Origin of the sequence: Streptomyces cylindrosporus (genome assembly GCF_022698165.1) — a bacterium.
GTDB classification, from domain to species: Bacteria; Actinomycetota; Actinomycetes; order Streptomycetales; family Streptomycetaceae; genus Streptomyces; species Streptomyces cylindrosporus.
The window spans coordinates 488,614-501,493 of sequence record NZ_JALDAY010000002.1; the positions used below are offsets into that span (position 1 = coordinate 488,614).

Sequence of the window (12,880 nt, forward strand, 5' to 3'; positions counted from 1 at the left end):
ATCGCGTGCGCAACACACTCAGACGTTCCAGACGTCGACTCCTTGCCCTGCTCGGCTCCGCCGCTCTCGCCCTTGCCGGAGCCATCGCCCTTCCGGGTACCGCCCAGGCGGCCAACATCCTGACCAACCCCGGCTTCGAGTCGGGCAGCCTCTCCCCCTGGACCTGTACCGGGAATCTCGGCTCGGTCGTCTCCTCGCCCGTGCACGGCGGGTCCAAGGCCCTTCAGGGGGCGGTCAGTTCGAGCGACAACGCACAGTGCAGCCAGACCGTCGCCGTGCAGCCGAACACCACCTACTCGCTCAGCGGGTGGGTGCGCGGCTCGTACGTGTACCTCGGCGTCAACGGGGGCGCGTCCACCTGGACCACCTCCCCCTCGGCCTACAGCCAGCTGACCGTGTCCTTCACGACCGGTGCCGCCCAGACCAGCGCCACCATCTACGTCCACGGCTGGTACGCCCAGGGGACCTACTGGGCCGACGACATCAGCCTCGACGGGCCCGGCGGCGGTGGCGGCTCCGACACCCAGGCGCCGACCGCGCCGACCGGTCTGACCTCCACCGGCAAGACCTCGTCCAGCGTCTCGCTGCAGTGGAACGCCGCCACGGACAACGTGGGCGTCACGGCGTACGACATCTACAGCGGCTCCAACAACGTGCTCAGCGTCTCCGGCACGTCCGCCACGGTCAGCGGGCTCTCGCCCAGCACCGCGTACACCTTCACGGTGAAGGCGCGGGACGCGGCCGGGAACACCTCCGGCGCCTCCAACTCCGTGTCCGTGACCACCGATGCGGGCACCGGCGGCGGCAGCGGGTTCAAGCAGGCCGCGCCCTATCTGTACGAGGGCTGGGGCGATCCGCCGAGCCCGAGCACCGTCATGAGCGCCACCGGCATCAAGTGGTTCACGATGGCCTTCGTGCTGGACTCCGGCGGCTGCACGCCCGCCTGGGACGGCAGCCGGGCGCTGACCGGCGGTGTCGACCAGACGGCCATCAACAACATCCGGTCGGCCGGCGGTGACATCGTGCCGTCGTTCGGCGGCTGGCAGGGCAGCAAGCTCGGGGCCAACTGCTCCTCCGCGAGCGCGCTCGCGGGCGCCCTGCAGAAGGTGATCGACGCCTACTCGCTCAAGGCGATCGACATGGACATCGAGAACACGGACGAGTTCGAGAACGAGGCCGTACAGGCGAAGATCCTCACCGCGCTGAAGACGGTCAAGGCCAACAACCCCGGCCTGAAGACCATCGTCACCTTCGGCACCTCCACCACCGGTCCGACGTACTACGGCAACCGGCTCATCGAGCAGGCCCAGTCGCTCGGCGCGAACATCGACGTCTTCACCATCATGCCGTTCGACTTCGGCGGCGGCTCGGACATGTACGGCAACACCGTGAACGCGGCCGAGGGGCTGAAGACCAAGCTCAAGTCGACGTTCGGGTGGGACGACGCCACCGCGTACTCCCACATCGGCATCTCCGGCATGAACGGGCTGTCCGATCAGCAGGAGACGACGACCCCGGCGATCTGGACCCAGATCAAGGACTGGAGCAACAGCCACCACATCGCGCGGCTCGCCTTCTGGTCGGTCAACCGTGACCGGCCGTGCGCGGGCGGGGGCGTGGTGAGCAACTGCTCCGGCATCAGCCAGAACAACTGGCAGTTCACCTCGATCACGGCCGGCTTCACCGGCTGAGCCGTACGACGGACGCAGGCGTGGGGTCGCCCGCTCAGACCGGGTAGCCCCACGCCTTCGCCAACTCCGCGAGACGCGGCGGGAGTTCGGTGGTCTCGTCGGCGCCGCGGGCGGGCTGGACGCGGCCCGACTTGATGGTGCTGGACCAGTCGCCGAGCTGGGGGCGGAAGGTGCCGTGGTCCTTGCTGCCGTAGTCGAGCATCGCGGGCTCCCAGTCGACGCCGAGGTAGGCGCACAGGGCTCGGGTCGTGCGCTCCGGGTCGGCGGTGAGCTCCTCGTAGGTGACCACGTGGACGTCCAGGCTCTGCCGGGCCTCCTCCAGCTTCTCGGCGTAGCGCAGGACCTCGGCGCGGATGGCCTCGTGGTCGGGGTCCTTGCGGCGGTCGGTCAGGGAGGCGATGACCGCGCCCGGGTGACGCAGCAGCAGGATGTAGCGGGCGCCGGGCCAACATCGGTGCAGACGCGGCCAGATGAGGGTGTTCGGCGGTGTCTTGTCGACGATGACGTCCTTGCCGCTGCGGGTGAGCTCCAGGTGCAGCACCCGGTCCCACAGCATGTGTTCCAGCTCGGTCTTGTCGAGTTCGAGCGCCTCCATGGCCGCCGGGGTGAACGAGCGGGACATGTCCACGTGCAGGGTGCGCAGATGCATCTCGTGCGGGGCACGGATACGGCTGTGGCTGTTCAGCAGGACCCGCAGCAGCGTCGAGCCGGAACGCACGGAGGACAGCACGAAGACCGGCGACTCCACCAGACGCGGAGCGGGCGGGGCGGTGTACGACGACTTCGACGTGCCGTACGACATCCTCGACGTACGCGGCGACGGCACGGCGTCCAGCGTGCGGCGCGGCGGGCTCACCGCCTGCGCCATGAGCCTCCCCCGACGCTTGAGTCCCTTGCCGATCGCGGACATACGCGGCTCACGCACGCTGGCACCTTTCTCTCGTCTTTCGGCGGCATCACAGGGGTGGAAGACGAACTCCAGGTGTCCGGGAAAAGAACGCCCCTGGTCGCGGCCGCCCGGAACTGGGCCGCGACCAGGGGACTTACCGTTTTCTTAATTCTCGATGGGAATCGGGCAGCCTGTGAGCGGGCTCAGAACCGGCCCGCTCCCCGGTACAGCTCCAGCTCCCCGTCCAGCTCGACCTTGAGCACCGTGGCGTACGGGTCCAGGTCGGCCTGCGCGGGCGGGTCGATCCACACCACGCCGACCGCCTCGTGCAGCCCGCCCACGACCCGGTGCGCGAGCTCCGTGCCGCTGCCGAGCACGCTCACCCGGCTGACCTTGGTCGCCAGGCCCCGCACCCCGATCTCGGCGCGCGGGATGTCGAACAGGGTGAGGTAGAGGGTGCGCCGGTCGGCGGAGAGGGTGCTCGGCCCGTAGTGGTGCCCGGCCGGCAGCCCGCGCACCGTCCCGTACACGCTCTCCGCGTGCTTGCGGATCCACTCCCCCAGCCCTTCCAGGCGCTCGACCTGCGGCTGCGGGACGGTGCCGTCCTCCATCGGGCCGACGTCGAGCAGCAGGTTGCCGCCCCCGCCGATGGTCTCGGTGAAGTACCGGATGAGCTGGGCGAGGGACTTGTGGTTGTGGTCGTGGTGCTGGTAGCCCCACGAGTCGTTGATCGTCAGGCACAGCTCCCAGGGGCCGTCCGGCGGCACGACGGGGGCGCCCTGCTCGGGGGTGGCGTAGTCGCCCTCGCTGAGCATGCGGGCGTTGAACACCACGTCCGGCACGAACGACCGGATGAGCGCGGCGAGTTCGGGGATGCGCCACTGCGCCTCGCTGCGGTCCCACTCGCCGTCGAACCACATCAGGTCGGGCCGGTAGCGGGAGGCCAGCTCCCTGATCTGACCGTCCCGGTAGGCGATGAACCGCTCCCAGGCCGCCAGGTCCTCGTCCTCGGCCGCCACCTCGGAGTAGCGGTTGTCCTCCTGCTCCGGTGGGCGGCCCGGCTTGCGCGTGGAGGCGTAGTCGGGGTGGTTCCAGTCGGAGTGGGAGTAGTAGAGGCCGACCTTGAGGCCCTTCTCGCGCAGGGCCTCGGCGTACGGGCCGACGTAGTCCCTGCCGAGGTTGAGGTCGCCGTACTCCGTATCCCACAGGGCCACGCCGTCGTGGTGACGGGTCGTCAGCACGGCGTACTTCGCGCCCGCCCGGGCGAACAGGTCCGCCCAGGCGCGCGGGTCGTACTCGGCGCCGGTGAAGCGCTCCAGCTGGGACATGTACTGCTCGTGCGGCACGATGTCGTCGTAGAACGACCAGGACTCCTGGACGCCGTCGACGGCGTAGATGCCCCAGTGCACGAAGATCCCCAACTTGGCGTCGGTGAACCAGGGTTGCATCGCCACGGGGTCAGCCCCTGCGCAGCCGGAGCGTCAGGATCTGGAAGGGCCGCAACTCGACGCGGACACCGCCGTCAACGAGCTCCGCGTCCTCCTGCGGACGCTCCAGCAGGTCGGTGACCTGGGCGCCGGCGAGCGCGAAGCCCGTGCGCAGTACGCCGGTCGCGCGACCGCCGCTCGACTCGTAGAGCCGTACGACGACATCGCCGGAGGCGTCGTCCGCGAGCTTGACCGCCTCGACGGTCAGGCCCTGGCCGTCCACGGAGACGACCGGCTCGGGCGCGCCCGCCGAATCGGCCACCCGCAGCGGCAGGTTGAGGGCGTACCCCTCGGCGACCGCGTCCTCGATGCTCGCGCCGGGCAGCAGCGAGTAGGTGAAGCGGTGGCGGCCCTGGTCGGCCCCGGGGTCCGGTACGCGCGGGGCGCGCACCAGGCTGAGGCGGACCGTGGTGGTCGTGCCGCCGTCCTCGCGGACCGTGCGGGAGACGTCGTGGCCGTACGTCGAGTCGTTGAGGACCGCGACGCCGTAGCCGGGCTCGGCGATGTGCACCCAGCGGTGGCCGGAGACCTCGAAACGGGCCGCCTCCCAGCTGGTGTTGGTGTGCGTGGGCCGCTGGATGTGACCGTAGGCGATCTCCGCCGAGGAGTGCGGGGCGCGGATGTCCACCGGGAAGCCGGCCTTGAGGAACTTCTCGGCCTCGTGCCAGTCGATGTCCGTCTCGAAGTCGATCCGGGGGCTGCCCGCGCGCACGGTGATCGTCTGGGTGATCTTCGAGCCCTTGCCGAAGGAGCGCGTGACGCGGATCGAGCCGAGCAGCGGGTCCTCGTCGACGACCGTGATCTCGGAGGCGTCCAGCAGGTCGGTGTAGCGGTTCTTGTAGTGCTTGTCGACGTCCCAGGCGTCCCAGTAGTTCGGGAGGTCGGTGTGCAGACGGAGCAGGTTGCCCTTGTCGGCGAGGACTTCACGACCAGCGGCCCGGAGATCGCGTACCGAGGAGAGCGTGCCGTCCTCCGCCACCTCGACGCGGACCAGACCGTTGTCGAGGACCCGGCCGCTCACCGTCACCGGCGTCGGCACCGTCTCGGCGGCGAGGGCCGCGCTGCCGCTCGCGGGCACCTCGACGTACATCGGGACACCGGTGGCCGTGCGGATGACCTCGGCGCGGTCGAAGGGGCTGGTGTTGAAGACGCGGGTGGTGCCGCCGCCCAGCGCCGACACCGCCTCGGCGGTCAGCTCCTCCAACTCCTTTGCCACACGCGCGTATTCGGCCTCCGCCTCGCGGTGCACCCAGGCGATCGACGAGCCCGGCAGGATGTCGTGGAACTGGTGCAGCAGCACCGTCTTCCACAGCCGGTCCAGCTTCTCGTACGGGTAGGCGTAGCCCGGCGCGTGCAGCGCGGCCGTCGTCGCCCACAACTCGGCCTCGCGCAGCTTGTGTTCGCTGCGGCGGTTGCCCTGCTTGGTGCGGGCCTGGGAGGTGTAGGTGGCGCGGTGCAGCTCCAGGTAGAGCTCGCCGACCCAGACCGGGGCGTCCGGGTACTCCTCGCGGGCCTTGGCGAAGAAGTCGTCCGGGTGCTCGACGACGACCTTGGGCGAGCCCTCCAGGTCGGCGAGCCGGCGGGCGCGCTCCATGATCTCGCGGGTGGGGCCGCCACCGCCGTCGCCCCAGCCGAAGGGGGCCAGCGAGCGGGTGGCGCCGCCCTTCTCGGCGTAGTTGCGGACCGCGCGGGACATCTCCTCGCCGCTGAAGCGGGCGTTGTAGGTGTCGACCGGCGGGAAGTGCGTGAAGATGCGGGTGCCGTCGATGCCCTCCCACCAGAAGGTGTGGTGGGGGAACTTGTTGGTCTGGTTCCAGGAGATCTTCTGGGTGAGGAACCACTCGTTGCCGGCCAGCTTGGCGAGCTGCGGGTAGGCCGCGGTGTAGCCGAAGGAGTCCGGCAGCCACACGCCCTTGGTCTCGATGCCGAAGTGCTCGATGAAGAAGCGCTTGCCGTGGATGAGCTGGCGGGCGACCGCCTCGCCACCGGGCAGGTTGCCGTCGGCCTCCACCCACATGCCGCCGACCGGCGCCCACTGGCCCTTCTTCACGGACTCCTGGATGCGGGCCCACACCTGCGGGTAGTTGTCGCGCACCCACTCGTACTGCTGGGCCTGCGAGCAGGCGAAGATGAACTCCTCGTACTCCTCGGCCAGGGACGTGACGTTGGAGAAGGTGCGGGACGTCTTGCGCTTGGTCTCGCGGATCGGCCACAGCCAGGCCGAGTCGATGTGCGCGTGGCCGACGCCGGAGATGATGTGCGCGCTGGCGTTGGCGGGCTTGGACAGCACCGGCTTCAGCGCCTCGCGGACCGCGGCGGCCGAGCCGGAGACGTCGTCCAGGTCGAGCAGGTCCAGGGCCCGGTCGAGCGCGTGCGTGATCTCGTGCCGGCGCGGGTCGTGCTCGCCGAGCTCCACCATCAGCTCGCGCAGCACCTGGAGGTCGAGGTCGAGGTGCCAGACCTCCTCGTCGAGGACGGCGAGGTCGGCGCGCCTGAAGGTGTACAGGGGCTTGTCGCCGGCGGTGAGGACGTCGCCGAGCGGGGTGGGGGCCGCGAAGTCGTTGGCGAGGATGTCGGGGTTGGAGGCCGCCTCGACCAGGTAGTCGACCTGCTCCCCGCCCGTCGCGGGGTTCGCGACCCGTACGTACTGGTTGAGCGGGTTGACCGCCTTCAGTGGGGTGCCGTCGGTGAGGTGGACCAGGGCCTCGGCCTGGTTGCCGGGCCAGTCGCCGACGAAGCCGAGGTCGATGACCGCCTCGACCCGCTTGCCGGCCCACTCGGCGGGCACCTGCCCGCTCATCCGGAACCAGGTCGTGCCCCAGGGCGGGCCCCACGGGGTGTCCATCGCGAAGGGGGCGTACGGGGCGGCCGCGGCCTCCTCGAAGGAGACCGGCTCGCCCGGTGCCTGCCAGGCCTCGACCGTGAAGGGGGTGGTGGCCGCGTAGATCGCGGGCTTGATGCGCTGGTTGTGGAGGCGCTCGGCGCGCTCCTCGATCCGGCGGCGTTCGTCGTGCATGAAAGTCTCCAGGAAGAGGCGGAGAGGGCGGCGGCAGGTGGGGGCGGGCGGAGGATGGGCGGAAAGCGCTTTCCGCCGGGAGCTTACTTCAGGTAGGCGAGGCCGGGGTGGGCGGCCTTGTAGCCCTCGACCAGGCGGCGGGCCACGTTCACCGAGTCGACGAGCGGGTGCAGGGCGAAGGCCTTCACGGCCGTCGTACGGGAGCCGGACTCGGCCGCCGAGAGCACCTCGCGCTCGACGGCCTTGACCGCGCAGACCAGGCCCGTGGCGTGGTCGGGCAGGGGGGCGACCGAGACCGGGTGGGCACCGTTGGCGTCGACCAGGCAGGGGACCTCGATGACGGCGTCGGTGTCCAGGACCGACAGGGTGCCCTGGTTGCGCACGTTGAGGATCAGGGTGGTGCGTTCGTCGCGGGCGATGGCCCGCATCAGGGCGAGGGCGACCTTCTCGTAGCCGCCCGAGAGGTCGTCGGCGTCGCGCTCGCCGGCGCCCGCGGTCTCCCGGTTCTCGGCCATGTAGGTGGCCTCGCGCTCGGCGCGGGTGCGGTCCCAGGCGGCGAGGGCGTGGGCGTCGGGGTCGCGCATCTCCTCGTAGAAGTGCGCCTGCTGGTCGCGCAGGAAGGCGCCGCGGGTCTTCTCGGCCTGCTGGTAGGCGCGGACGGCCTCGCGGTTGAAGTAGTAGTAGTGCAGGTATTCGTTCGGGATCGCGCCGAGGGACTGGAGCCAGTCGACGCCGAAGAGCTTGCCCTCCTCGAACGAGCCGAGCAGGTCGGGGTCGGCGAGCAGCCGCGGCAGCTCGTCGCGGCCGGCGATGTGCAGGCCGCGGACCCAGCCGAGGTGGTTGAGGCCGACGTAGTCGATCCAGGCCTCCTTGGGGTTCCCGCCGAGGACTCGGGCGATACGGCGGCCGAGGCCGACCGGGGAGTCGCAGATGCCGATGACGCGGTCGCCGAGGTGGCGGGACATGGCCTCGGTGACGAGACCGGCGGGGTTGGTGAAGTTGATGACCCAGGCGTCCGGGGCGAGGCGGGCGACACGCTGGGCGATGTCGACGGCGACCGGGACCGTGCGCAGGCCGTAGGCGATGCCGCCCGCGCCGACCGTCTCCTGGCCGAGGACGCCCTCCGCGAGGGCGACGCGCTCGTCGTTCGCCCTGCCCTCCAGGCCGCCGACGCGGATCGCGGAGAAGACGAAGTCGGCGCCGCGCAGGGCCTCGTCGAGGTCGGTCGTGGCGGTCACCGTCGGCGCGTCCACGGCCTGGGCGGCCTGCTCGGCGAGGACCCGGGTCACCGCGGAGAGCCGGCCGGCGTCGAGGTCGTGCAGCACGACCTCGGTCACCCTGCCTTCACCGCGGTCCCCCAGGAGGGCCCCGTACACGAGCGGCACGCGGAATCCGCCGCCGCCGAGAATAGTCAGTTTCACCGGGTTCCTCCGAAGACGCCCCGGCGTTCAGGCTGGGGGGAGAACGGGCTGCTGCACAACAGGTAGGGAAGAGGGGAGACGGCGTGCGTGCGGACTGCCGTCCGCACGGGGTGAGCCGGGAGTCTCCTTCGCTCGCGAGGGGGAGCCTTCAACCTTGCACCTTTCCTGCCACGACCACCTCGACGCCCGCCTCCTCCAGGGAGGAGCGGGTCGCCGGGTCGGCCGGGGCGTTCGTGACCACCACGTCCAGGTCCTCGGGACCGCAGACCTTCGCCATCCCCGTACCCGGGAACTTCGCCGCGTCGGCGAGGAGGACGACCTTGTCGCTCGCCTTGATCATGGCGCGCTTGACCGGCACCTCGACGACCGTCGTGTCCATCACCTGCCCACCGGGGCGCACTCCACTGGTGCCGAGGAAGAGCCAGTCGGCGTGCAGCTGGCGCAGGTTGTCCTCGGTGAGGAAGCCGACCAGGGACCGGTACTCGCGGCGGACCATGCCGCCGAGCAGCACCAGCTCGATGCCCTCGTCGTCGGCGAGTTCCTCGTAGACCACCAGGTTGCTGGTGATCACCGTGAGGCGGCGGCCGTGCAGCTGGCGGGCCAGGCGGTAGGCGGTGGTGCCGATGTCGAGCAGGACGGACTGGCCGTCCTGGACCATGGCCGCCGCGCGCGCGGCTATCGCGTCCTTCTCGGCCACCCGGACCTCGGCGACCTCGGCGAAGGGCTGGTCGCCCTCCTCGGCGCGCGCACCGCCGTGGACCCGGGTGAGCAGCCCGTCCTCCTCCAGCTTGACCAGGTCCCGCCTGATCGTGGCCGGGCTCACGCCCAGCTGTTCGGAGAGGTCGGTCACAGCCGCGGGGCCGCCCGAGCGCAGGGCCCGCAGGATGAGTTGGTGTCGTCGTTCTGCCAGCACGCCGTGAACACTACTCGTCATCTTCAATCATTTCCATGCTCAGTTCTGCTCGGGTATTGACCAATCGTGCGGAGCGGCGCACGATTCCGGTCATCGAAATTGACGAGTTTTGACGAGAGGCTGTGCGCGTGGACGACGACAGGCCCGACGTGCTCCTGACCGGGCTGCTCTTCTACGACCTCGTCCTCACCGGGCTCGGGAAGCCGCCGACGCCGGGCGAGGAGATCTGGACGGGCGGCATGGGCTGCGGCCCCGGCGGCATCGCGAACCTCGCGGTGGCCGCGTCCCGGTTCGGCCTCGGCACCTCGCTGGCCACGGTCTTCGGCGACGACTTCTACGGCGAGTACTGCCGGGACGTCCTGTGCGACCAGGAGGGCATCGACCTCTCGCTGTCCCGTACGGCGGACGGCTGGCCCACCCCGGTCACCGTCTCCATCGCCACCGGCCACGACCGGGCCCTGGTAACCCACGGCCAGGAGCCCCCGTACTCGCAGGACGCGCTGATGGGCCATCCGCCCGAGGCGCGCACGGCGCTCGTGCACATCGAGGCCGAACCGCGCGAGTGGATCGGCAGGGCGGCCGCGCAGGGCACGCACATCTACGCCGACGTCGGCTGGGACCCCACCCAGCAGTGGTCCACCGACCTCCTCGACCAGCTGAAGCTGTGCCACGCCTTCCTCCCGAACGAGACCGAGGCGATGGCCTACACCCGCACCGACAGCGCGGTCGCGGCCCTCGGCACCCTCTCCGAGCTGGTCCCGGTTGCGGTCGTCACCCGCGGCGGGGACGGCGCGGTGGGCGTCGACCAGACGACCGGCGAGTACGCGGAGGTCCCGGCCCTGGACGTGGACGTCCTGGACGCGACGGGCGCCGGTGACGTCTTCGGCGCGAGCTTCGTCGCGGCCTCGCTCGGCGGCTGGCCGCTGGAGGAACGGCTGCGGTTCGCGGTCCTCGCCGCCGGGCTCTCCGTCCAGCAGCACGGCGGCGCGCTCGCCGCCCCCGGCTGGTACGGCGTCGACCGCTGGTGGCGCTCGCTGACCGACCCCGAGCTCAGGCGCGCCTACGGCTTCCTGACCGACCGGCTGCCCCCGGACCCCGGGCCGCCGGTCCACCTCGCCCCCGTGACCCCACCCGCACGCCCCCACTGATCCCCCGCACCACCCCTCCCCCACAAGCCCCTCGTATGCACGTCCCGAAAAGATCCGAAAGGCGGTGGGAGCTGTGCGGCTCTCACGAAGAGGCCTGCTCCGCGCGGGCCTGGCCGGTACGGCCGCCACGGCGCTCGGCGGCCTGGCGTCCGGCTGTGCCGTTCCGACCGGCTCGACCGGCCGGAACATGGTCCTGTGGTACTGGAGCGGCGGTCTGAGCGACACCGTCGTGAAGAACGCCAAGGCCCGCTACGGCGGTTCGGTCGACCTGGAGGCCATCCAGATCGGCGGCCAGTACCGCTCGAAGCTCATCACCACCATCACCGGTCGCGCCCGCATCCCCGACATCGCGGGGCTCAAGGGCGAGGACATGGCCGCGTACCTGCCGAACGCGGACCAGTTCATCGACCTCAGGACCCTGGGCGCGGAGAAGTACAAGGACCAGTACCTGTCCTGGAAGTGGGACCAGGGCATCGCCGACGACGGCACGATGGTCGGCTTCCCGATCGACTGCGGGCCGGTCGCGCACTACTACCAGTACGAGGTCTTCCGGAAGGCGGGGCTGCCGTACGAGCCCGACGACGTCACCAAGGAGCTCGACACCTGGGAGAAGTTCTTCGACGCGGGCGTGCAGTTGGGCAAGCGGGTGTCGGGGGCGAAGCTGCTCACCGACGTCAACTCCGTCTTCGAGAACGTCGTGCAGCAGGGCGCCAAGCGGTACGTCGACAAGGACCGCCACTTCATCGGCGACCAGGAACACGTGCGCCGGGCCTGGGCGCTGGCCGTCGAGGCCAAGCAGCGGAAGATCGTGTCCGACCTGGTCAGCGGCACCCCGGACCAGCTGTCCGCCATCCAGGACGGCAAGCTGCCGAGTCAACTCAACGCCTCCTGGGCCTCCTTCGACATCAAGAACGGCGTGCCGAAGACCAAGGGCCGGTGGCGGGTGGCGCAGATGCCGGTGAGCCCGGCCAACAACGGCGGCTCGTTCCTGTCGATCACCAAGGAGTGCCGGGAGCCCGAGAAGGCCTTCGAGATCATCACCTGGATGCTCAACGCGGCCAACCAGGCGCAGGGTTACGTCGACGCGGGCCTCTTCCCCTCCACGCCCGCCTCCTACGGCCTGAAGCAGATGCAGGAGCCCGACCCCTTCTTCGGCGGCCAGGTCACCACCGACGTCTTCGGGCCGGCCGCGCAGAAGATCGTGGTCGCCTACAACAGCCCGTACGACATCGCGCTCGGGCAGCCCCTCAAGGACGAGATCAAGAACGTCGGCGTCCTCGGCAAGGACCCGAAGAAGGCCTGGAGTGACGCCATGAGCAAGTGCCGTCGCATCGCGAAGCACCTGGGGGTGAGCTACTGATGGCCGTCCTGGAGCAGACTCCGCCCGCCGTCGCCCAGCCCTCGCCGGCGCCGCCGAAGAAGGGCCTGCGCAAGTACTGGCACCTGTACGCCGCGATCTCCCCCTTCTACCTGATCTTCCTCGCCTTCGGCCTCTTCCCGGTCGGCTTCTCGCTCTACCTGTCTTTCCACCGCTGGGACGGCCTCGGCTCGATGGAGTGGGCCGGGCTCTCGCAGTACCAGTACCTGCTGAGCGACAGCGACTTCTGGAACTCGATCGGCAACACGATCATCATCTGGGCGCTGGCCACCTTCCCCATGATCTTCCTGGCGATGGTCACGGCCGTGATGCTCAACTCCGCGGTCCGCTTCAAGGGCCTGTACCGCGTCGCGTACTTCCTGCCGAACGTCACCTCGGTCGTCGCGATCGCGATCGTGTTCGGGTCGATCTTCTCCACCAACAACGGTGTGATCAACGCGATCCTGCACGGGGTGGGCCTCGACCAGGTCGCCTGGCTGAACACACCCTGGGGCATCAAGGTCACCATCGCGGCCCTGATGACCTGGCAGTGGACCGGCTACAACGCCATCATCTTCCTCGCCGGCCTGCAAACCATCCCGAGCGACCTGTACGAGGCGGCGCGCATGGACGGCGCGGGCCCGGTCCAGACCTTCTTCCGGATCACGCTCCCGCTGCTGCGGCCCACGCTGCTGTTCGTGCTCGTCGTCTCGACGGTCACCGGCCTGCAGAGCTTCTCCGAACCGCAGGTGCTGCTCCAGACCTCCTCCAACGACTCGACGTTCGCGGGCGGTCCCGGCCACTCGGGCCAGACCATGGTCCTCTACTTCTTCCAGCAGACCTTCGACAACAACGACTTCGGGTACGGAGCCGCGGTGGCCTGGGGCATCTTCCTGGTCGTCGTGCTCTTCTCGATCATCAACTGGCGCCTCGTGCAGCGCCGGGGCGAGTAGGAAGG

At 70.1% G+C, this 12,880-nt stretch carries 9 protein-coding genes; 4 read left to right on the plus strand and 5 right to left on the minus strand.

Annotation, left to right across the window (positions count from 1 at the left end; genetic code table 11):
• Window positions 1-5 precede the first annotated feature (5 nt).
• Window positions 6-1,691: a carbohydrate binding domain-containing protein gene (locus tag MQP27_RS07335; RefSeq protein ID WP_242762425.1), complete on the plus strand. Its 1,686-nt coding sequence runs from the start codon at window positions 6-8 to the stop codon at window positions 1,689-1,691.
• A 34-nt stretch (window positions 1,692-1,725) separates the two neighbouring features.
• On the opposite strand, the gene MQP27_RS07340 is transcribed toward MQP27_RS07335, so the two are convergent.
• The 5 genes from MQP27_RS07340 to MQP27_RS07360 all read right to left on the minus strand — a co-directional run bounded on the left by MQP27_RS07340 (window position 1,726) and on the right by MQP27_RS07360 (window position 9,417).
• Window positions 1,726-2,616: a sulfotransferase family protein gene (locus MQP27_RS07340; RefSeq protein ID WP_242762427.1), complete on the minus strand. Its 891-nt coding sequence runs from the start codon at window positions 2,614-2,616 to the stop codon at window positions 1,726-1,728.
• A gap of 167 nt (window positions 2,617-2,783) precedes the next feature.
• Complete coding sequence (locus tag MQP27_RS07345; RefSeq protein WP_242762429.1) at window positions 2,784-4,034, minus strand: alpha-L-fucosidase; 1,251 nt, start codon at window positions 4,032-4,034, stop codon at window positions 2,784-2,786.
• A 4-nt stretch (window positions 4,035-4,038) separates the two neighbouring features.
• Window positions 4,039-7,083: an alpha-mannosidase gene (locus tag MQP27_RS07350; RefSeq protein ID WP_242762431.1), complete on the minus strand. Its 3,045-nt coding sequence runs from the start codon at window positions 7,081-7,083 to the stop codon at window positions 4,039-4,041.
• An 83-nt stretch (window positions 7,084-7,166) separates the two neighbouring features.
• A complete protein-coding gene (locus MQP27_RS07355; protein WP_242762433.1) occupies window positions 7,167-8,504 on the minus strand; it encodes a 6-phospho-beta-glucosidase in 1,338 nt (445 codons plus the stop codon).
• Between the two features lie 148 nt (window positions 8,505-8,652).
• The gene (locus MQP27_RS07360; protein ID WP_242762435.1) at window positions 8,653-9,417 is read right to left on the minus strand and encodes a DeoR/GlpR family DNA-binding transcription regulator; all 765 of its coding nucleotides are present in this window, start codon (window positions 9,415-9,417) and stop codon (window positions 8,653-8,655) included.
• A gap of 128 nt (window positions 9,418-9,545) precedes the next feature.
• On the opposite strand from MQP27_RS07360, the gene MQP27_RS07365 reads away from it, so the two are divergent.
• The 3 genes from MQP27_RS07365 to MQP27_RS07375 all read left to right on the plus strand — a co-directional run bounded on the left by MQP27_RS07365 (window position 9,546) and on the right by MQP27_RS07375 (window position 12,875).
• Entirely contained in the window at window positions 9,546-10,565 is a 1,020-nt protein-coding gene (locus MQP27_RS07365) for a carbohydrate kinase family protein (RefSeq protein WP_242762437.1), read from the plus strand.
• Window positions 10,566-10,638: 73 nt separating this feature from the next.
• Window positions 10,639-11,925, plus strand: a complete 1,287-nt coding sequence (locus tag MQP27_RS07370; protein ID WP_242762450.1) for an ABC transporter substrate-binding protein — start codon at window positions 10,639-10,641, stop codon at window positions 11,923-11,925.
• Entirely contained in the window at window positions 11,925-12,875 is a 951-nt protein-coding gene (locus MQP27_RS07375) for a carbohydrate ABC transporter permease (RefSeq protein WP_242762453.1), read from the plus strand. The genes MQP27_RS07370 and MQP27_RS07375 overlap by 1 nt, the downstream gene beginning before the upstream one ends.
• The last annotated feature ends 5 nt before the right edge of the window (window positions 12,876-12,880 follow it).

Bases quoted from the DNA above. Each gene is read 5' to 3' on its own strand.
- MQP27_RS07350 (WP_242762431.1), bottom strand. From the start codon at position 7,083: ATGCACGACGAACGCCGCCGGATCGAGGAGCGCGCCGAGCGCCTCCAC.
- MQP27_RS07375 (WP_242762453.1), top strand. From the start codon at position 11,925: ATGGCCGTCCTGGAGCAGACTCCGCCCGCCGTCGCCCAGCCCTCGCCG.